This is a genomic window from Brevibacterium linens (assembly GCF_003999335.1).
Taxonomy (GTDB): domain Bacteria; phylum Actinomycetota; class Actinomycetes; order Actinomycetales; family Brevibacteriaceae; genus Brevibacterium; species Brevibacterium linens.
Window position 1 is genome coordinate 1,810,749 of record NZ_CP026734.1, and the last position, 18,956, is coordinate 1,829,704.

Consider the following 18,956-nt stretch of genomic DNA (forward strand, 5'->3'; position numbering starts at 1 on the left):
GGATTCCGAGCCTGCCGGCGGTGCCGCCCGGACGCCAGCCCGAATTCTCCACAGTGGGACACTCGAGGTGACATTGTGGCTCGGGCCGTAAGGCTCATCCGTGACGGTGCCGTCGACCGAGGGGGAGTCGAAACACTGGCCGCCGAACTCGGATACAGCACACGTCAGCTCGGACGCCTCATCCATGCCGAACTCGGCGCAGGGCCTTTGGCTTTGGCCCGCACTGAACGCGTTCGGACTGCCCGAACACTTATCGAAGTCACATCGATGCCGATGAGCGACATCGCCTTCGCCGCCGGATTCTCCAGCATCCGACAGTTCAACGACACTTTCCGCGAAATGTACTCGATCAGTCCCCGTCAGCTGCGCAGCCCCGGAACCGACCAACCCGTGGCCGATGAGCTCAACCTGAGACTGGCCTATCGTCCGCCGTCCGACTTCTCACATCTGCTCGAGTACTTCGCTGTCCGAGCCGTGCCCGGGATCGAAACGGTCGCGGACGGGGCGTACACCCGTTCGCTGCGACTGCCCCATGGCCCGGCAGTGATCACCGTGCGACAAGGAGCCGGAGATTTCGTCGATTGTCGCCTCCGCCTGGCCGATACCAGAGACCTCGGTAGCGCCGTAGCCCGGACTCGCCGAACCTTCGACCTCGATGCCGACCCGCGGCGGTGGCAGAGACTCTGCGATCCGCAGGCTTGGCCCGCCTCGTCGACGACTGGCCCGGAATCCGTTCGCCAGGGCACAGCGACCCTGTCGAACTGGCCCTGCGCACCGTACTCGGGCAGCAGATTTCGTTGGCCGCGGCGAGTACTCACTTGGGGCGACTCGTAGCAGGAGCCAGAGAACCGCTGCCGCCGGAACTTGTAGTCAACGGCGTGGACAGACTGTTCCCCACCGCCGAGGCGATCGCTGCTGTCCCCGCATCGGACTGGGCTCTGCCAGAGAGCAGGATCCGCACAATTGCAGCTCTGTCGTCGGCTTTGGCAGATGGAAGCGTGGACTTGGGGGCTGGGGCCGACCGGGATGAAGCAAGCCGGAATCTGTTGGCACTGCCGGGGATCGGCCCCTGGAGCAACGGCTATATCCGGATGCGCGCACTTGGCGACCCCGATGTCTTCGTGGACTCCGACCTCGGCGTCAAGAAGGCGATCGCCGAACTCAATGAGACCTCAGCTTTCATCGGGGACTGGAAAGAGCTCTCGAAGAACTCCAGCCCGTGGCGTTCGTACCTCACCCATCTGCTGTGGGCCCATCACGCCCGCCGTGTCGAAAGGACACCCTGATATGACCACCTCGACGAACACCTCGTCTCACACTGATCCGACAACGGAACCGAGCGGAACCATCGGACTGCCGGTCGCCTCGGCGCCGGTGTATTCGACCATCATCGACACGGAGATCGGACCGGTCCTCCTCAACTCGGACGGAACCCACCTTACCGGTCTCTACCTCGACGTCTCCGAGGCGATCGATGCGCGCCTGCACAAGACGTTCGGCGTCGATCCGACACCGGCCGACGACCTCGAAATCTTCGAGCGCACGAAGGCCCAGCTGGGGGAGTACTTCGCCGGTGAGCGCACCCGGTTCGATCTGCCGTTGGCGGCAAAGGGCACCGAATTCCAGCGGCAGGTGTGGCAGGCACTGACTCAGATCCCCTATGGCAGCACCGCCGGCTACGGAGAACTCGCCGAAATGCTGGGCCGACCCGGCGCTGCGCGAGCAGTGGGCGCGGCGAACGGCAAGAATCCGATCAGCATCATCGTCCCCTGTCACCGTGTCATCGGCGCGGACGGCTCCATGACCGGCTACGCCTGGGGCGAGGCCAACAAGCGACACCTGCTCACCCTAGAAAACTCCCTCTAATTACTACCTGACGGCGGCCCAGCAACCTCGCGCGAGGTTGCTGGGCCGCCGTCAGGTAGCAATTGGGGAAGAGGAAGGGCCGGGAACCTTTTCGGATTCCCGGCCCTTCTGCGGTGGAGGTAAGGGGATTCGAACCCCTGACCTTCTCCATGCCATGGAGACGCGCTACCAACTGCGCCATACCCCCGCTTGCCTGAACAATACTACCCAGGTGCGGGTGGGAGACCAAATCGGCGGAGAGTGACGCTCGCCACATGGCATGACGCTGCTGAAAATCTGTTGGTGAAGTGCTCATCTAGGGTCGCTACACCCCCGCCAATGGTCGCTCCACGACCCGAGTCCCGTGAACCCGGGCCGTGACGAGTCGACTGCTCGAGGAGGATTCTCCACGGCGGCTCAGATGAACGGCCGGACCTGGCTGAGGTAGCGCACGATGTCCCGTTCGCGCAGTTCGCGCACACGCTGTTCGCGAGCGTGTTCGCGCAGGCGAGCCTGTTGGCGACGGGCTGCCTTGAGGCGACGGGTTTCCGCGGTCGGGGCCGGGCGGCGAGCCCACCGGATGAGCTTCATCCCGGTGGTCAGGGCCCAGCGGCGTGGATAGGTGAATGGGAACGTGGTCGACACAATTCTTCCTCGTGGTTTTCGGGCAGGGGATATCCGCAAAAGGGCAGGAGGTATCCCGGAATGATGGTGAGATAAACAGATTCCGAAAATGCCGTCTAATGGCAATGAATCACCCGAAAAAGGGGCTCTTCGCAGTTAGGGGTGTAATCGGGGTCTGAATCCTCCCGTCTCGAGCAAGCTTCGGGCGATGTAGTGGGTGAGGTTCCGGAACCCCAGCGCCGATCCACGTAGGTGTTCCAGCCTGCCGTTCAATGCTTCCGTCGGACCGTTCGACGTCCCCGGCCGATCGAAATACGCCAACACATCCATAGCCCGCTTCTTCAACGTCCGCCCCAGCCGGCGCAGCTCAACAAGACCAGCAGGCACCCCGGACGAGATGGAGTCGATGATCGACTGCAGCGACTTCTTCCCCGCGGTTCGGTCCGGGTTGCGGTAGGCGGTGATGATGTCTTGGAACACGCTCCAGGTCACCTCCACATCAGCATGATTCTCATCAGCAAAGAGAGCGACGATCCGTTGCTGCTGCCGCTCGGTGAGTAACTGACACCCGGTGTGCAGAGTCCGCCGGGCCTGATACAACGGGTCGCCCTTCTTCCCGCGGTGCCCGGTCGTTTCCTGCTGAACACGCCTGCGGACCTCGTCCAGACTGTCCCCGGCGAGCTTGACGACATGGAAGGGATCCATCACTTCCACCGCGGCCGGCAGCTCTTCGACAGCAGCGGTCTTGAACCCGGTGAACCCATCCATCGCCACGACCTCGATTCCATCGCGGAAGGCCTTCGACTGCCGGGCCAGCCACGATTTGAACACGGCCTTCGATCGTCCCTCAACCATGTCCAGCAATCTCGCTGGTCCTGTCTGATCGCGGATCGGGGTGAGATCGATGATCACGGTCACGTACTTGTCACCCCGTCTGGTGTGCCGCCAGACATGTTCGTCGACGCCGATGACGCTCACGTTATCGAACCGGGAAGGATCGTCGATGAGAGCCCGATGTCCTTCGGCCAGGATCGCGTCATTAGCGGTGTGCCAGGATACAGCGAGCTTGGCCGCGATGACGGAGATCGTGGCGTGATCGACAACGAGTGCTTTCAAAGCCCATGCGAGTCCGGTGCGCGAGATCTTGGCCCTGGCTGGGGCTGCTTGGTCGGTGTCATGGCGCCACACGCGCCCACAGAGTTCGCACTTGTAGCGACGGAGTCGGATGAGCAGGGTGGTGGGACGGTGCCCGAAGGGTTCGTGAGCCAATTTCCGGGTCACAGTATCGCGGGGCCGGCCATGTCCGCCGCATCGGTGGCACCACTCATCGTCAGTGGTTGGGGTGCACAGGAGAACTGTTTCTGAATCGGTGACGTGTTGGCCCGTGCAGTGCAGGCCGAGTGTGTCGAGGTGGCAGAACGTGGTGAGGTCAGGGGTGGAGAACGTAAGGTGGTGCACGTCGAGGTCTTTCGGATGGTTTGTCTAGGAAATTCCATCTTCGAAAGGCCTCGACCTATTTCTGTGTAGCGACGCGCACCGGTTCTACACCCTCAACTGCGAAGAGCCGAAAAAGGGTGCAATTAGCAAAGGCGGATAATTGCCATTGTCGCAATGGGCCAATGAGATGACTGACTCATTGAAACGGCAACGGAATCCGGAAGAGCTTTGAAGCCGGTATGGCCGGAGGTCAGGCAGAAGGCACACGATCGAACCGTGCGCGGACGCGATGACCGCCGGTCAGCGACCGAGCTCAAAGATGTCGGCGTGATGTGACCGGATCAGGACTGGCTGCTGGCGGCGCTACAGCGCCGAAGAGCATGCTGGAATGATCTGGACACGTGCCAGACGTGAAGAATGCCGGGTATCAGGCAACCGGTGGCTCAGAGGACAACGGTGGCCGGAAGCCAACCGGTGGAAAAGACGTGAGAGACGGCTGTGTCAGCCGACGAGTCCTTGTCCGCCAATCGGGCAGGCAGCATTTTCATGCCAAGCCGGTCGAAGGTCGGGGCCTGCAAGAAAGTTCATCATCGTCACTGCTCTCCTTTCATGGTCGTGGATCTCGTGGGGACGGCGTCAACGTCCGCTATTGTCAGGTTGCAATCAGGTTGATGTCTGCGAATCCGTAATTGCACTGTCGAATTTAGCACAGCTTTCAAGGCCGTGGGAGTTTTGTTCATTATTTTCCCAAACAATTTCACTTCGTCTGTACGTGCTTGAAAAGGGACTCTCGAAATCGTCAGGTCGATGCTCTGTTTGCGCCGACGTAGAATCGGGAGAGACGAGCATCAGTCGGACGCGCAGCTACAGGAGTTGAGAATGTCAGAGACCGCCACCACCAGACGTCTGGTCGTCGGATACATCGCCACGGATAGGGGCCGGGACGCGATCTCACTGGCCATTTCGATCGCGCGGTCCATCGATGTCGAACTCGTGGTCACCATCGTCCGACCGGAATCATCGACGATTCTCGCCGGCAGCGCAGTGCCGAAGGACGGTGCCGGGATCGTGGCTCAGCAGATCGACGACTGGCTTGACGAAGCCCTGGCCCTCATCCCCGATGACATCCACGCCAGAGGGTCGATCCACATCGCCTCGAACGAGGCCAAGGGCCTCATAGAGGTCGCAGAGAAGGAAGGCGCAGTGGGCATCGTCATCGGTGCGCGTGCCACCACCTTGATGCGACAGCTGCGCATCGGCACGGTCGCCTCGTCTCTTCTGCACTCGTCACCGGTGCCCGTCGTGCTCGCCCCGTCGGGGCGGTCGGATATCGGACCGATCTCGCGAGTGACCGCACTCTACGGTGCTCGCCCCGGGGCCTCGGCACTCATCGGTGCCGCCATCGAATCGGCTGTCGGCCTCGGCGTCGACCTCAGACTGCTGTCCCTGGTCGAGAACGACGGACTCTATGACGACGAGGTCGCCGAGATCACCGAATTCGCCGAACAGTACGGGGGAGCGGTGCTGGCAGATCGAGCATCAGAGATGCTGACCTCGGGCCGAGCCACGGTGAGAACCAAGGCCGGTGCCGACATCGAAGAGGCGGCCGAGACCATCGACTGGCAGCCCGGAGACCTCGCGTTCATCGGCTCGAGTCGCCTGGGCCGCGGCGGAAAGGTCGCGGTCGGTGCGCGAGCCCGCCGTCTGCTGCGTGTGCTTCCCGTCCCCGTCGTGGTCGTCCCTCGCCGGGCAGTGAGTCGCCCGCGAACCGCTGAAACCGACTGAGGTGCGGACACGACAATCACAGCGGACGGACATCCGGCTGGGCTCGCACAGCACGGCCGCGTGGCTCTACCCGGGTGACCGGCGTCGGCGTCCTCTGCTGATGGTGCATGGATTCCGCGGCGACCATCATGGAATGGAGCTGATCGCCGGCAGCATCACCGACCGTGAGGTGATCGTGCCCGATCTGCCCGGATTCGGGCTCACTGGTCCGCTGAACTCAGGCTCGTCGCTGTCGGCCTTCGTCGACTACCTCACAGCACTGCGCACCGAGGTCGGCAGACAGCGGGGCGTGAAGCCGATCCTCGTGGGGCACTCCTTCGGGTCGATCCTGGTCAGCCATCTCGCGGCATCGTACAAGGACGACGTCGACGAGCTCGTGCTCATCAACCCGATCACCAGCCCCGCACTGGAAGGCTCCGCGCGGTTCCTCACCGCGGTCACCCGCGCCTACTACGCCCTCGGTGCGCGGCTGCCCGAGCAGGCCGGCCGGTCCCTGCTGAGCAGCCCCGCGATCGTCCGGGCCATGAGCGTGGCCATGGCCACGACCCGCGATCCCGGGCTGCGTCGCTACATCCACGATCAGCACGCGCGGCACTTCTCGTCGTTCGCCGACCGGCGGTCCCTGTCGGAGGCGTTCGCGACATCCGTCGCACATACCGTCACCGAGGTGGCCGACCACCTGTTCATGCCCACGCTCGTCATCGCCGGCGACAGGGATGCGATCGCACCGATCGAGCCTACCCGCGCATTCGTCGCCGAACTCTCCGATGTCGATTTCGTGGAATTGGGCGGGGTAGGCCATCTGGTGCACTATGAGCGCTCGGTCGAAGCCGCCTCGGCGATCATGGATTTCTGTCACCGGCGAATCGTCGGGTGATTCGGCATGTGACAGGGCGACGAGACAGCCGGTGATTCGACGAGAAGGGCCGCTGCGCATCAGCGCAGCGGCCCTTCTCGTCGATTCTGAGATCAGCGTCGGGAGTCGCGAGCCCAGCGGTAGACGATCGGGACGAGGAACGCGAAGCTCGATGCGAGCAGACCGCCCCAGAACACCCAGAACTCGGTTCCCTCGGGTGAGGAGAACGCGGCTCCGAAGAGGTAGAGCCCGAACAGGAAGAGCACGAAGGCGACGATGAAGACGACGACATCGGCAAACGATGCGGAATTGCGGGTTCTCTTCGGGGCGGCGATATCGGACATGGTCTCCTCCGGCACAGTTTCTGGTGGTCAGCTGACTCTCAGCAACAGTCTACATCGCGTAGAGGACTTTGCTCATCTCCGGTCGTGGTCGGCGCTTCGCTCCGGGACCAGCCATCCGAGCAGCGCGGAGACGATCGAGACGATGATCGCGGCGAGGATGGCGGAGAAGAAGAACGAATCGATGGTGAAGACGAAAGGAGTGAACCCGCTGAGCCAACTCGTCAGCGCCAACATGATCGCGTTGATGACGATGGAGAACAGCCCCAGCGTCAGACAGGTGATGGGGGCGGAGACGAAGCTGAGGATCGGTTTGATGAAGGCGTTCGCCAACCCGAAGATGAGGCCGATGACAAGGTAGGAGATGATCATCGCCGGAATGGCCCCGGCCTGCTCCTCGACGACCCGGTTCCCTGTGATCGTCACACCCGGCAGAATCCAGGCGGCCACCCAGATCGCACATGCGTTGACGATGACGCGAGACAAGAAGTTCATAGTCGTCATCCTCGCAGACCGATCTGCGTTCTTTCTGAGTCGCCGATGGGAACGGGGTCTGTGCCATGGTGATGAAACTCAACGCCGCCGGGTCCGCTGCCGCTCGAATCGCGCGGACAAACGCAGTAGCCTGAAGACGAACCTTCCGGTTCGACTTTCTCAGACCATCAGACCAACTGCGTGCATCTACCGAGTGATTTGATCCAGGTCACCACGGCGGCACGATCTCCCGGACGAGCGGGAGCAGAAACTGGATTGATATGACAGACAGCGACATACCCGCCTCGACTCGGGACACGACCGCGCAGCAGTCCTCTCCGACTCTGTTCTCGGCCGTCGGACGCAGCTATTTCCCGATCGCCTTCGTCGCCCGCATGCCGTTCGCCATGATCGTCGTCGGTGTCCTCACCCTCGTTGTGGCCGGCCGCGGATCCCTGAGCCTGGGCGGAATCAACTCCGCCATGGTCGGACTCGGCACGGCCCTGTTCGGTTCCTTCATCGGGGCGGCCGCCGATCGTTGGGGGCAGCGCTACGTGCTGCTCATCGCCGGCATCCTCAACTGTGCGGCACTGACCTTCATGGCGTGGGTCGTCTTCAGCCCGCTGCCGGATGTCGTCGTCTTCATCGCCGCCTTCGCGATCGGCGCCACCTCGCCCCAGGTCGCCCCGATGTCGCGGTCACGCATCGTCGACATCGTCATGTCGGTGCTGCCGTCGCCGAGGCGGCCGAAAGTGCTCAATGCCACGATGGCCTACGAATCCGCCGCCGATGAGGTCATCTTCGTCTTCGGGCCCTTCCTCGTCGGACTCTTGGCGACCTTCTTCACCCCGGTTGCCCCCATCATCGGCGCGATCGTGATGACGCTGATCTTCGTCTCCGCCTTCGCACTGCACCCGACGGGGAGGGCGCGGCCGACCGGGAGGTCGAGCAGCCTCGGCGAGCGTGCCCCGGCCAAGGACATGTTCACCCCAGGTGTCTTCGTCATCATCCTCGGCGTCTTCGGCGTCGGAATGGTGTTCGGCTCGACGCTGACCGCCCTGACCGCGCTGACCAACGACATCGGACGACCGGAGGAGGCCGGTCTCATCTACGGGGTCATGGGCATCGGCTCGGCGGTGCTGGCGATCTCTGTGGCGCTCTTCCCCGCATCGTTCGCGCTGTGGGCCCGGCTGCTGTGCTTCGCGCCGATAATGGTCACCGGGTCGATCATCCTCGCGTCGACGGAGTCGATGCCGGTCATCGTCGTGGCACTGCTGCTCATGGGCATGGGAATCGGGCCGAGCCTGGTGACCCTGTTCAGCCTCGCTGCCGAACGCGCCCCGCTCGGGCGGTCGGCGACCGTGATGTCGATGGCGGGGTCGGCGATCATCGTCGGCCAATCGGTGTCCTCAGCGGTCAACGGCATCCTCGCCGAGGATCTGGGAACGGCCGTGGCGATGGCTGTTCCGGTGGCCGCCTCGGCGATCGTCCTGTGTGCCGGTGTGCTCAATCTGTTCGTCGACAGACGCGGCGATCGACGAGGCGACAAGCCGTCACGCAGGCGCGTAACAGAGGCCGATGAAGAGATCTGAATCACTCTGATTTTCCGCTTTTTGGGACGGCGTGTCCCGGGCATTGCCAGGTGTGACCACGGCAAAACCGAGGAGTAGGATGTCCGCTGGTCCATCGTGAAGTGCGCCACGGATCGTGGCCTCTCACACCACTACGGAATGTCTTCAAGCACCTCGACGACCGAGGCCGTCCGCAGCGATACCCGCTTCTTCGGACACCCTCTGCCGCTCATGCAGCTGTTCAGCCTGGAACTGTGGGAGCGATTCTCCTACTACGGGATGAACGGCATCCTCGCCATCTACCTCTACTTCAGCGTCACCGACGGCGGCATGGGGATGGAGCAGGGCACGGCCGTGGGGATCGTCGGTGCCTACGGCGGTGCCGTCTTCCTCGCCACCATCCTCGGCGCCTGGCTCGCCGACCGGCTGGCCGGAGCGGAGAAGGTCCTCTTCTACTCGGCCATCATCATCATGATCGGCCACATCTGCTTGGCATTCATCCCCGGCTACGGGGGAGTGGCGATCGGCCTCATCCTCGTCGCACTCGGCTCCGGCGGTCTTAAGGCGAACGCCTCGGCACTGGTCGGTGAACTCTACGAAGAGAAGGACCCGCGCCGTGACGCCGGCTTCACCATCTTCTATATGGGCGTGAACATCGGCGCCCTCCTCGGCCCGCTGCTCACCGGCCTGCTGCAGAAGAACATCGGCTTCCACTACGGGTTCGGGGCCGCCGCAATCGGCATGGCCCTGGGCCTCATCATCTACCTCACCGGTCGCAGCAGCCTGCCGCCGGAGTCCCGTGTCGCGGTCAATCCGCTGCCGAAGAACAAGCTCTACCTCTTCTTCGTGGCCGTCGTGGTCGTCGTTCTCCTCTCCGTCATTCTGTGGATGACGACGATCGTCAACCCTGAAAATCTCGATTGGTGGATCGCCGGAGTCTCTGCCGGTGCGGCCGCCTGCTACTTCATCGTCATGTACACCTCGCCGCAGACGAATGGCGACGAGCGCTCCCGCGTCCTTGCCTATATCCCGTTCTTCATCACCGTCGTCATCTTCTGGTCGATGTACCAGCAGATCTTCGGTGTTCTGACCGTTTACTCGGATACGCAGCTCAACCGCTCGATCTTCGGGTGGGAGATGCCGATCAACTGGATCCAGCTGATCCCTGCGTTCTTCGTCATCGTCTTCGCCCCGCTGTTCGCCACGGTGTGGATGAAGCTCGGACCCAAGCAGATCTCGACACCGGTCAAGGCCGGACTGTCTCTCGTGCTCATCGGCATCGGCTTCCTCATGTTCCTGCCTTTCGCTGAGGCCGGTCCCAATGAGACGCCGCTGCTGTGGGTTGCTCTGACCCTGGCCGTGTTCGTCTTCGGTGAGCTGCTCATCTCGCCGGTGGGACTGTCGTTCTCGACGAAGGTCGCACCGAAGGTCTTCCAGTCGCAGATGATCGCCGTGTTCTTCCTCGCCTCGGGTGTGGGAACGGCACTGTCCGGTGTGCTCGGCGGGTATTTCGACACTTCCAATCAGACACCGTACTGGCTCTCTGTCGGCGGTTCGACGGTCGTGCTCGGCCTGCTCGCGCTCACCCTGACGAAGCCGATGCTGAAGCTGCTGCGCGGAATCCGCTGAGTCCGCTGCCGCGCGAACAGTCACCACCGTACGCAGGTCCCTCCGAGTCACCGACTCGGAGGGACCTGCGTCATCCCGGGCGACCATCGCTGACCGAAAGTGTCTCTTCAGCGCGTTGCCGCCGGGCGTCGAGAGGCTGCCCGCCGCGACTCGGACTCTGATGACGGTGTCAGACGCCGATGAAGATGGGCAGCGCGTCAGGGTGGTGGGCGTGGACGATCGTGAGGAACACGAGCGCGTCGAAGAGCAGATGCACCGTGACCGTATAGGGCAGTGACTTCGTGCGAGTGAAGATGAAGGCCTGCACGAGTGCGAAGGGGATCGTCAGCAGCGGCCCGATCGACCGGTAGCCGAGCTCCCAGAGGAACGAGACGAAGATGATCGTGGTGAAGACGTTCGCCGTCCAGAACGAGAAGTGTGTGCGCAGCAGGGCGAAGACCGTGCAGATGAAGAACAGCTCATCCCAGATGCCCACGGCATTGACCCCGAAGAACAGTCGGACGATCTCCGACCAGTTCGTCAGCGGCGGCCAGTTGAGGTAGACCCCGGTGCGCATGAAGTACTGCGGCAGCACCGCCCACGCGACCACGACGACGAAGACCAGCCATGCCCACTCCAGCCGCGACCAGGGTTGGCCGCGCCGCAGCGGGAATTGGATCGTCCGGTCCTGGAAGACGTACCGGGTCACCAGCCACGGGCCGATGACGACGGCGGAGAGCACCACACCCATGCGGGCGATGTTCGTCCAGGAGATATCGGCCTCGACCGAAATCGCCGAGATGAGTGCGAGACAGGCGGCGATGATGCTGAGGTCTCTGGCGAAGCGCCGATTGACACTCCACGCGGTGACCAGAGCAGCGAGCATCGGAACGTACCCGAAGGCGCGGACCTGCGGAAACGTCGTTCCCACACCGAAGAGCACAACTGCCGAGACTGCCAACAGGGCAGCCGCGGCAGCCTCCCAGCTGACCAATTTCAGCTGTGAGGACTCGACGGTTACTGCTCGGTCAGTGTCCACGCTCCACACTGTAGACGAACCCGGCCCGCCCCGCACTGGATGACCCGACGCGACTCGCGCCGTATGGTCCGGTCCCGGCCGCACCGGACCATCGGGCCCGGCCGTATCGAATCGCAAGTAGGATCGAACCGAAGGAAGGACATCATTGGACCCAGAGGACTACTCCGAGCTCATCGCCGATCTGGCGCCGAGTCTGCACACCGAAACGACGCCGCTGCGCACCGCCGCCGGACGCACCACGGTGACGGACATCACAGCCCCGCGATCGGTGCCCGGCTTCGCCGCCTCGGCAATGGATGGGTTCGCCCTCGACGGCGCTGCCCTGAACGCCGCCCGCGACGGCACGTCCATTCGAGTCGTCGGCGACATTCCCGCCGGTCACGGCCCCGTCGCCTTGCAACCGGGATGCGCGGTGCGGGTGATGACGGGAGCTCCCGTGCCCACCGACACCGAGGCGGTCGTTCCCGTCGAGCTCACCGACGCTCAGCAGGCCGGTCCGGCCCCCGAGGCCATCCGGATCGATTCTCTTCCCGAGTCAGTGCCTCCTGGCTGGAACATCCGTGCAATCGGCGAGGACATGAGCCGGGGGGACATCGTCCTGACCGCGGGGGAGCGGATCACCTCGGCCGGGGTCGGCACGCTCGCGATGCTCGGCATCACCGAGATCGGCGTCGTCCGCAGGCCCCGCATCGGCCTGATCGTCACTGGTGACGAAATCCAGGGTGCTGATCGGTCGGATGGGACCCTCACCGAGGCGGCCGCCGCCTCGGTGTTCAACTCGAACCTGCCGATGCTCGCCTCTGCCGTCCGCGGCTTCGGCGCCGAACCCATCGAAGCCACGAGCAGCGATGATGTCGACGAGCTGCGCCACAGACTTATGTCGATGCGGACTGAGGCCGACCTCGTCGTGACGACCGGCGGGATCAGCGCAGGTGCCTTCGAAGTCGTTCGCCAGACTCTGGAACCCGACCACTCGACCTTCCGCCGCTTGGACATGCGACCCGGATCCCCGCAGGGCTGCGGGCGATTCGGCACACTGCCGCTCATCCATCTGCCCGGCACACCTCAGGGCGCCTTCGTCGCGTTCCACCTCTTCGTCGGCTCGGTGCTGACAAGGAAGAGCCTGCGGCAGAGATGGCGGAAGGGCATTCTCGCCGGACCCGGCCTGAGGCCACACGCAAACGCCGTCACCGTCCGCCCCGGCAGTTTCACGGAATCGGGGGAGATCCGTGCCGCCGAACGGGCGAGACTCCCGAATTTCGCCGCCGCCGATGTGATCATCAGAATCCCGCGCCGCACCGATTCCCCGCACAGCCCTGAGGAGCTGATCGCGGGTACGGTCATCGACTACCTCGAGTGCTGATGCCCGACACCGGTGCAGACAGTCCGCGAACAGCACAGCCGATTAGGATGGAAGCATGTCCACGTCACGCCTCGCACCCGCCGACCGGGCCCGGTATGCTCGGCAGCTTCGACTGTCCGGGTTCGGTGAGAGCGCGCAGGCGGCGCTGCTCGACTCGCATGTCCTCGTCATCGGCGCCGGGGGGCTCGGCGCTCCGATCCTCAGCTACCTCGCGGCCGTCGGCATCGGCACGATCACCGTGGTCGATCCCGATATCGTCGAGCTGAGCAATCTGCACCGACAGGTCATCCACACCGAGGCGGCCGTCGGCTCTCGTAAGATCGATTCCGCCCGGCAGCGGATGAACGGGATCAACTCGTCGATCGAGGTCCGAACGATTGCCCAGCTGCTCACTGTGGACAACGCTCTCGACCTCTTCGACGGCGTCGACATCGTCGTCGACGGCAGCGACAACTTCGCCACCCGCTACCTTGCCAACGATGCCTGTGAGATTCGCAGGGTCCCACTCGTGTGGGGGACGATCCTCGGCTTCGACGGACAGGTCGCCGTCTTCGACGTCGAACACGGCGCTACCCTGCGCGACCTCTATCCCGAGGTCCCCGCCCCCGGCAGCGTGCCCGACTGCTCGGTCGCCGGAGTCCTCGGCCCCCTGTGCGGAAGCATCGGATCCGCCATGGCGATGGAAGCCATCAAGGTGCTCACCGGAATCGGCACACCGCTGTACAACAGCGTGGCGATCCACAGCAGTCTCGATGCCGGCTGGGAGACCGTCCCGGTGCAGCCGATCCCCGGTCGAACTCCGGTCACCGACCTCGAGATGCATCGCAGCGATTACACCCAGCACACGTTCGACTTGCTCGGCACCGACGACGGCACCGAGGGCGCAGCCGGCACGAACACCGGAGAGAGTCCTCTGGGGCCGGCCGCCGTCACCTGGTCGGAGCTCGACGAGACCTCCGTCCTCGTCGACATCCGCGAGGACGACGAGGTCGCCTCGGGGATGGTCCCCGGCGCCATTCACATTCCGATGGACGAGCTCCTCGCCGACCCCGGCAGGCTGCCCGTCGGGTCGGATCCCATGCAGCAGTCAGGGATCGCACTGTACTGCCGGTCGGGGGTGCGCTCGGCGAAGACCGCAGCACAGCTGCGCTCACAGGGCACCGCGGTGACCTCGGTCAACGGCGGATACCTCGCCTTTCTGTCACAGCCGACCCCGCAGCAGCGCTGACGAGGCGACCACCGGCCGGTCTGCTCAGAACCTCACCCGCCGGCGAACGGCGGGAGGACATCGACGGTGTCACCATCGGCCAAGTGCACCGACTTATCGGTCGCGGCCACGGAATTGACGAGGAAGCTCGAGCGCGACAGCACGGTCGCGGCTTGGGGGGCGGCCGCCTCGGCGAGGGTCGTGACGAGCTCATCGACGGTCTCGGCATTCATCTGTGATTCGCGGGCGCCGAAGGCCTCGCGGGCTGCGGCGAAGAACCGAACGGTGATGGTGGGCACTTATCCTCCGATGGCGCTCATGGGACGCTGTGGCTGCTCGAACGAATCCGTGTCCATCCCGTGACCGGCGAGCTTCTTCCAATGCGCACCCTTCCACAGGTTCGCAATCGAATCGTCCGAGGCCCCCTCGCGCATCGCGGTGAGCAGATCGACCTCGGTGTGGGAGAACAGGCAGGTGCGCACACGACCCTCTGCGGTCAGCCGCGTGCGGGTGCAGTCCGCACAGAACGGACGCGTGACAGAAGCGATGATTCCGACGGTGCCGAGGATCGTATCGGGACGGCGTCGATCGGCGACGAGGAACTTCTCCGCCGGGGCGCCGTTGCGCGGAGCCGAATCCGGGGTGAGTACGAAGCGGGGCTCGAGGAGGGCGAAGATGTCCGCGGCGGTGATCATCGACGTTCGATCCCAGGAATGTCCGGCATCCAGGGGCATCTGCTCGATGAACCGCAGACTCAGATCCTGCTCGAGGCACCACTGCAGCAGATCCGGAGCCTGTGCATCGTTGACGCCGGGCAGCAGCACGGCATTGATCTTCACGGGCTCGAGGCCGGCGGCCTTCGCCCCGTCGATGCCCTCGAGCACCCGTTTGAGGAACGGACGTCGGGTCATGGACTCGAAGGTTTCCGGATCGATCGTGTCGAGAGAGACGTTGATGCGATCGAGTCCCGCGTCCTTCAGCCGTGCGGCGCGTTTGTCGAGCCCGATCGCGTTCGTCGTCAGTGCGATGTTCGGTCGCGGCTCCAGTGCCGCAACGCCGGCGATGATCTCGTTGATGTCCTTGCGTGTCAGGGGTTCGCCGCCGGTGAACCGGACCTGGTCGACGCCGAACTTCTCTACCGCGATGCGGACGAAGCGGACGATCTCGTCGCCGGTCATCGCGGAATCGCGGGACATGAACTCGACGCCTTCCTCCGGCATGCAGTAGGTGCAGCGCAGGTTGCAGAAGTCCGTGAGGGAGATGCGGAGGTCGCGAGCGCGGCGATCGAAGGTGTCGAGCAGTGCGTCCTCGGTGTGGCCGGTGAACTCCTCGCCCGGGTCGACCGTCGGAGTTCTGAGCACCGGCATGGGCAGGCCGATCTTCTCCATTGCGTCATCCTCCTTGAAAAGCGTGTCGATATCATCGTCCCATGACTACTGCGAAGATGCACCGTGAGCGGATATCCGAGATGATCGCGCCCCTGACCGGTCCGGTGAGCCTGCCGCTGAGTTCTCTGCTGGAGACGCCGAGGCGGCTGACCGCCGATGTGGAATCGCCGATCGATGTCCCCGGCTTCGACAACTCGAGCATGGACGGCTACGCCCTGGCCGCCGCCACCGTCGACGAGATGCGCGACCGCCCGATTCCCGTGCACGGGCGTGTCGCTGCCGGTGCACACGGTCAGCCGGTGCTGCCGGGCACTGCAGTGGAGATCATGACCGGGGCGCCGCTGCCTGCGGGCACCGATATGGTCGTCAAGATCGAGGACACCTCCCCGGGACGCTTCGGAGCCGATGCCATCACCCTCGACGCTCGTGCAGAACCACGCCCGGGAACCTTCGTCCGACGCCGCGGATCCGACGTCCGCACCGGTCAGACCGTGCTGAGTGCGGGCACCTTGCTGACACCGGCCCACCTCGGCGTGGCCGCCGCGTGTGGGGTGAACCAACTTCCGGTGCTCGGTCTCCCGCGCGTGCTCGTCGTGAGCACGGGTGATGAGATCGCCGCTGACGCGGCCGCCGGGATCAACGACGCGAACTCCGTGACGCTGAACGCCGGGCTGCGTCGCCTCGGCGTCGATACCGAGGCGGCGTTCGTCCCCGACGACCCACAGCAGCTGCTCGACCGAGTCCGCGACAGCGATGCGGAGCTCGTCATCTCCACCGGGGGCATCTCGAAGGGAGCGCACGAAGTCGTCAAGCTCGCGGCCGACCTCGATGCGGATTCTTCGATGACCTTCGAACCGATCGCCATGCAGCCCGGGGGACCGCAGGGCTGCGGACGCCTGGCCGATCATGCGTGGGTCGCGCTGCCGGGCAACCCGGTGAGCACACTCATCAGCTTCGAACTCTTCATCCGGCCCGCCCTGCTCGGACTGGCCGACCACGAACCGCCCCGCGAGGCCGGCCTCCACCGACTGGCACACGGATTCGACGAAGCCCCTCCGGCCGGAAAGCTGCAGGTGCGCCGCGCCAGACTCACCGACGCCGGTCTCGAATTCGTCGGCGACTCCCGGTCCCACCTGCTCCACAGCTATGCCGAAGCCACGCACCTCGTCTTCGTCTCACCCGAGGACGCGGGAGCAGACGATCCGTTCTCAGCTGTGGGAGATAGGCTGTTGACGTGGAAGATCGCATGAAACTCAGCCACGTCGACGCATCCGGAACCGCCCAGATGGTCGATGTCGGCGACAAGGACGTCACGAAGCGCCGAGCCGTTGCCTCCGGCCTCATCACCACTCGTGCCGAGGTCATCGACCTCATCGCCGAGGCGGGGCTTCCCAAGGGCGATGCTCTGCCCGTGGCCCGCATCGCCGCCGTCATGGGCGCCAAGCGCACCAGCGACCTCATCCCGCTGTGCCATCCGCTGCCCCTGACGGGAATCGACGTGGAGTTCGAACTCCGCGAGGACGCGGTGGCCATCACCGCCGCGGTGAAGACCGTGTCGAAGACAGGCGTCGAAATGGAAGCCCTGACGGCTGTGACCACGGCCGCGCTGGCGATCTTCGACATGATCAAGGCCGTCGACAACCAGGCCGTCATCAGCGACATCAAGGTCGTCGAGAAGACCGGCGGAAAGAGCGGAGATTGGACGCGAGAGTCATGAGCACCGGCACAGTCGTGACCACGGGAGTCATCGAGTCCCCGATTTCGACCCAGGAACTCGAACCCCAGGTCCTCACGGAGACCTGCGGTGCCGTCGTCAGCTTCTCCGGAGTCATCCGCGACCACGACGAGGGTCGGGGAGTCGCTCGTCTGCACTACGAATCCCACCCCCTGGCCTCCACCCAGATCGCCGAGGTGGCTGCGGACATCGCCGCCCGGCACCCTGCGGTCAGGCTCTCCGTCGTCCACCGCGTCGGCGACCTCGAGATCGGCGATGTGGCACTGGCCGCAGTCGTCGCCTCAGCCCATCGGAAGGACTCCTTCCTCGCCTGCTGCGAACTCATCGACGAGGTCAAGGCTCGGGTGGCGATCTGGAAGCATCAGCACTTCAGCGATGGCAGTGACGAATGGGTAGGAGCCCTCGAATGACCCGACTGCGGATCAGCGAAGCGGCACGGTTCCTCGGCGTCAGCGATGACACCGTGCGCCGGTGGGTCGCCGACGGTCGACTGTCCCAGCACAAGGACGCCTCGAATCGGGCGGTCGTCGACGGCAGTGAGCTCGCCGCTCTCGCTCAATCGTCCTCCGAGGCTCTGCCGGACCCCAGCGGAGTCGTCAGCTCCTCACGCAACCGCTTCGCCGGTCTCGTCACGGACGTCAGCATCGACGGAGTGATGGCCCAGGTCAGCATGCAGTGCGGTCCCTTCCGCGTGGTGTCGCTGATGTCGGCCGAAGCCTGCCGCGAACTCGGGCTCGAGCCGGGCAGACTTGCGACCGCCTCGGTGAAGGCGACGATGGTGTCGATCGACACCGTTCCGAGTTCATGAGGACCGGCCGTGCCTGGCAGCACGCGAGCGTAGAGTCTCATAATCGGAGCTGAAGTCGACACGGAGTCGCATTTGCGGGTTCAATAGGAGTATGAAGAAAACCTTGCTGGGGCTCTGCACCGTCGCAGCCCTGACCCTGACCGCCTGTTCATCGGGATCGGATCCGCACGCCGAGGCGGACGAACCGGAGGAGATCACCGTCTTCGCCGCCGCTTCGCTCACCGAAGTCTTCGACGACATCGCCGATGAGTACACCGCCGCCGATCCGAACGCACCAGACGTGAAGTTCTCTTTCGCCGGTTCCTCCGACCTCGTCTCGCAGATCTCCGAAGGCGCCCCCGCCGACGTCATCGCCACCGCCGATGAGAAGACGATGGACACACTCGCCTCCGACGATCTGCTTGCCGGCGAGCCTGAGATGTTCGCTTCGAACACGCTCACCCTGGCCGTGGCCGAGGGAAATCCGCAGGCGATCACGAGCTCCAAGGACTTTTCCGGGACCGACCTCGTCGTCTGCGCACCTCAGGTGCCCTGCGGGGCCGCAACTCAGAAGTGGGCCGACCTCAACGACGTCGCACTCGATCCGGTCAGCGAAGAGAACTCGGTCACCGATGTGCTCGGCAAGGTCAGCGCCGGCCAGGCCGACGCCGGAATCGTCTACGTCACTGATATCGCCCGTGGAGGCGGCAAGGTCGAACAGGTCGAGCTCGACGGCGCCGACCAGGTCATCAACAAGTACCCGGCCGCCGCTGTCAGGGCCAGCGAGAACCAGGACCAAGCCGACGACTTCGTGAAGTTCCTCGGTTCCGACACGGCCCAGAAGCTGCTGCGCGACGCCGGATTCGCTGCGGGCTGACCATGCCTGCGCCTGCTCC

Annotated in this window: 21 protein-coding genes and 1 tRNA gene; 14 read left to right on the top strand and 8 right to left on the bottom strand. The window is 64.4% G+C overall.

The genetic code is table 11. The annotated features are described in order from the left end of the window. Positions 1 to 75 precede the first annotated feature (75 nt). From CXR29_RS17645 to CXR29_RS08205, 3 genes are read left to right on the top strand one after another with little or no spacing between them, the layout of a single operon-like run. On the top strand, positions 76 to 834 hold the full coding sequence (locus CXR29_RS17645) for an AlkA N-terminal domain-containing protein (RefSeq protein ID WP_241241669.1): 759 nt from the start codon (positions 76 to 78) through the stop codon (positions 832 to 834). A 44-nt stretch (positions 835 to 878) separates the two neighbouring features. Then, entirely contained in the window at positions 879 to 1,286 is a 408-nt protein-coding gene (locus CXR29_RS17650; RefSeq protein ID WP_241241643.1) for a DNA-3-methyladenine glycosylase family protein, read from the top strand. A 1-nt stretch (position 1,287) separates the two neighbouring features. Continuing rightward, positions 1,288 to 1,866 (top strand): methylated-DNA--[protein]-cysteine S-methyltransferase, encoded by a 579-nt coding sequence (locus tag CXR29_RS08205; RefSeq protein ID WP_101593596.1) that lies wholly within the window; start codon positions 1,288 to 1,290, stop codon positions 1,864 to 1,866. Between the two features lie 114 nt (positions 1,867 to 1,980). Here CXR29_RS08205 and CXR29_RS08210 read toward each other — a convergent pair. The 3 genes from CXR29_RS08210 to CXR29_RS08220 all read right to left on the bottom strand — a co-directional run bounded on the left by CXR29_RS08210 (position 1,981) and on the right by CXR29_RS08220 (position 3,927). Beyond that, positions 1,981 to 2,053, bottom strand: a tRNA-Ala gene (locus CXR29_RS08210). A 209-nt stretch (positions 2,054 to 2,262) separates the two neighbouring features. Next, entirely contained in the window at positions 2,263 to 2,490 is a 228-nt protein-coding gene (locus CXR29_RS08215; RefSeq protein WP_101553991.1) for a hypothetical protein, read from the bottom strand. A 135-nt stretch (positions 2,491 to 2,625) separates the two neighbouring features. Further along, positions 2,626 to 3,927, bottom strand: coding sequence for an ISL3 family transposase (locus tag CXR29_RS08220; RefSeq protein WP_009881950.1), 1,302 nt, complete (start codon positions 3,925 to 3,927; stop codon positions 2,626 to 2,628). Positions 3,928 to 4,785: 858 nt separating this feature from the next. On the opposite strand from CXR29_RS08220, the gene CXR29_RS08225 reads away from it, so the two are divergent. Both CXR29_RS08225 and CXR29_RS08230 read left to right on the top strand, forming a co-directional pair. After that, positions 4,786 to 5,691, top strand: coding sequence for a universal stress protein (locus CXR29_RS08225; RefSeq protein ID WP_101593594.1), 906 nt, complete (start codon positions 4,786 to 4,788; stop codon positions 5,689 to 5,691). 133 nt (positions 5,692 to 5,824) lie between these two features. After that, the gene (locus CXR29_RS08230) at positions 5,825 to 6,568 is read left to right on the top strand and encodes an alpha/beta fold hydrolase (RefSeq protein WP_241241640.1); all 744 of its coding nucleotides are present in this window, start codon (positions 5,825 to 5,827) and stop codon (positions 6,566 to 6,568) included. A 92-nt stretch (positions 6,569 to 6,660) separates the two neighbouring features. On the opposite strand, the gene CXR29_RS08235 is transcribed toward CXR29_RS08230, so the two are convergent. After that, complete coding sequence (locus CXR29_RS08235; protein WP_127364301.1) at positions 6,661 to 6,891, bottom strand: hypothetical protein; 231 nt, start codon at positions 6,889 to 6,891, stop codon at positions 6,661 to 6,663. A 72-nt stretch (positions 6,892 to 6,963) separates the two neighbouring features. Continuing rightward, a complete protein-coding gene (locus CXR29_RS08240) occupies positions 6,964 to 7,383 on the bottom strand; it encodes a phage holin family protein (protein WP_025780928.1) in 420 nt (139 codons plus the stop codon). A 260-nt stretch (positions 7,384 to 7,643) separates the two neighbouring features. On the opposite strand from CXR29_RS08240, the gene CXR29_RS08245 reads away from it, so the two are divergent. Further along, on the top strand, positions 7,644 to 8,954 hold the full coding sequence (locus CXR29_RS08245) for an MFS transporter (protein ID WP_101593592.1): 1,311 nt from the start codon (positions 7,644 to 7,646) through the stop codon (positions 8,952 to 8,954). 138 nt (positions 8,955 to 9,092) lie between these two features. Beyond that, entirely contained in the window at positions 9,093 to 10,562 is a 1,470-nt protein-coding gene (locus tag CXR29_RS08250) for a peptide MFS transporter (protein ID WP_127364302.1), read from the top strand. Positions 10,563 to 10,731: 169 nt separating this feature from the next. Here CXR29_RS08250 and CXR29_RS08255 read toward each other — a convergent pair whose 3' ends face one another. Further along, on the bottom strand, positions 10,732 to 11,580 hold the full coding sequence (locus CXR29_RS08255) for a CPBP family intramembrane glutamic endopeptidase (protein WP_240811980.1): 849 nt from the start codon (positions 11,578 to 11,580) through the stop codon (positions 10,732 to 10,734). A 145-nt stretch (positions 11,581 to 11,725) separates the two neighbouring features. On the opposite strand from CXR29_RS08255, the gene CXR29_RS08260 reads away from it, so the two are divergent. Beyond that, complete coding sequence (locus tag CXR29_RS08260) at positions 11,726 to 12,943, top strand: molybdopterin molybdotransferase MoeA (protein WP_101553997.1); 1,218 nt, start codon at positions 11,726 to 11,728, stop codon at positions 12,941 to 12,943. Positions 12,944 to 12,998: 55 nt separating this feature from the next. Continuing rightward, a complete protein-coding gene (locus CXR29_RS08265; protein ID WP_101553998.1) occupies positions 12,999 to 14,171 on the top strand; it encodes a ThiF family adenylyltransferase in 1,173 nt (390 codons plus the stop codon). A 32-nt stretch (positions 14,172 to 14,203) separates the two neighbouring features. On the opposite strand, the gene CXR29_RS08270 is transcribed toward CXR29_RS08265, so the two are convergent. Together CXR29_RS08270 and moaA are read right to left on the bottom strand one after the other, a co-directional pair. Continuing rightward, positions 14,204 to 14,449 (bottom strand): MoaD/ThiS family protein, encoded by a 246-nt coding sequence (locus CXR29_RS08270; protein WP_127364305.1) that lies wholly within the window; start codon positions 14,447 to 14,449, stop codon positions 14,204 to 14,206. Next, entirely contained in the window at positions 14,450 to 15,538 is a 1,089-nt protein-coding gene (gene moaA / locus CXR29_RS08275) for a GTP 3',8-cyclase MoaA (protein ID WP_101554000.1), read from the bottom strand. Between the two features lie 41 nt (positions 15,539 to 15,579). On the opposite strand from moaA, the gene CXR29_RS08280 reads away from it, so the two are divergent. The 5 genes from CXR29_RS08280 (at position 15,580) to modA (ending at position 18,937) form a co-directional block, all read left to right on the top strand. Beyond that, entirely contained in the window at positions 15,580 to 16,788 is a 1,209-nt protein-coding gene (locus CXR29_RS08280; RefSeq protein ID WP_241241644.1) for a molybdopterin molybdotransferase MoeA, read from the top strand. Continuing rightward, the gene (gene moaC, locus CXR29_RS08285; RefSeq protein ID WP_101554002.1) at positions 16,785 to 17,255 is read left to right on the top strand and encodes a cyclic pyranopterin monophosphate synthase MoaC; all 471 of its coding nucleotides are present in this window, start codon (positions 16,785 to 16,787) and stop codon (positions 17,253 to 17,255) included. The genes CXR29_RS08280 and moaC overlap by 4 nt, the downstream gene beginning before the upstream one ends. Continuing rightward, positions 17,252 to 17,683 (top strand): molybdenum cofactor biosynthesis protein MoaE, encoded by a 432-nt coding sequence (locus CXR29_RS08290; protein ID WP_101554003.1) that lies wholly within the window; start codon positions 17,252 to 17,254, stop codon positions 17,681 to 17,683. Before moaC ends, CXR29_RS08290 begins: the two co-directional genes overlap by 4 nt. Beyond that, positions 17,680 to 18,081 (top strand): TOBE domain-containing protein, encoded by a 402-nt coding sequence (locus CXR29_RS08295; protein ID WP_101554004.1) that lies wholly within the window; start codon positions 17,680 to 17,682, stop codon positions 18,079 to 18,081. Before CXR29_RS08290 ends, CXR29_RS08295 begins: the two co-directional genes overlap by 4 nt. 91 nt (positions 18,082 to 18,172) lie before the next feature. Beyond that, on the top strand, positions 18,173 to 18,937 hold the full coding sequence (gene modA / locus CXR29_RS08300) for a molybdate ABC transporter substrate-binding protein (protein ID WP_206516266.1): 765 nt from the start codon (positions 18,173 to 18,175) through the stop codon (positions 18,935 to 18,937). Positions 18,938 to 18,956 lie beyond the last annotated feature (19 nt).

Coding starts and splice junctions, on each gene's coding strand:
- CXR29_RS08205 (WP_101593596.1), top strand. CDS start 1,288: ATGACCACCTCGACGAACACCTCGTCTCACACTGATCCGACAACGGAA.
- CXR29_RS08225 (WP_101593594.1), top strand. CDS start 4,786: ATGTCAGAGACCGCCACCACCAGACGTCTGGTCGTCGGATACATCGCC.
- CXR29_RS08230 (WP_241241640.1), top strand. CDS start 5,825: ATGGAGCTGATCGCCGGCAGCATCACCGACCGTGAGGTGATCGTGCCC.
- CXR29_RS08235 (WP_127364301.1), bottom strand. CDS start 6,891: ATGTCCGATATCGCCGCCCCGAAGAGAACCCGCAATTCCGCATCGTTT.
- CXR29_RS08240 (WP_025780928.1), bottom strand. CDS start 7,383: ATGAACTTCTTGTCTCGCGTCATCGTCAACGCATGTGCGATCTGGGTG.
- CXR29_RS08245 (WP_101593592.1), top strand. CDS start 7,644: ATGACAGACAGCGACATACCCGCCTCGACTCGGGACACGACCGCGCAG.
- CXR29_RS08250 (WP_127364302.1), top strand. CDS start 9,093: ATGTCTTCAAGCACCTCGACGACCGAGGCCGTCCGCAGCGATACCCGC.
- CXR29_RS08265 (WP_101553998.1), top strand. CDS start 12,999: ATGTCCACGTCACGCCTCGCACCCGCCGACCGGGCCCGGTATGCTCGG.
- moaA (WP_101554000.1), bottom strand. CDS start 15,538: ATGGAGAAGATCGGCCTGCCCATGCCGGTGCTCAGAACTCCGACGGTC.
- CXR29_RS08280 (WP_241241644.1), top strand. CDS start 15,580: ATGACTACTGCGAAGATGCACCGTGAGCGGATATCCGAGATGATCGCG.
- moaC (WP_101554002.1), top strand. CDS start 16,785: ATGAAACTCAGCCACGTCGACGCATCCGGAACCGCCCAGATGGTCGAT.
- CXR29_RS08290 (WP_101554003.1), top strand. CDS start 17,252: ATGAGCACCGGCACAGTCGTGACCACGGGAGTCATCGAGTCCCCGATT.
- CXR29_RS08295 (WP_101554004.1), top strand. CDS start 17,680: ATGACCCGACTGCGGATCAGCGAAGCGGCACGGTTCCTCGGCGTCAGC.
- modA (WP_206516266.1), top strand. CDS start 18,173: ATGAAGAAAACCTTGCTGGGGCTCTGCACCGTCGCAGCCCTGACCCTG.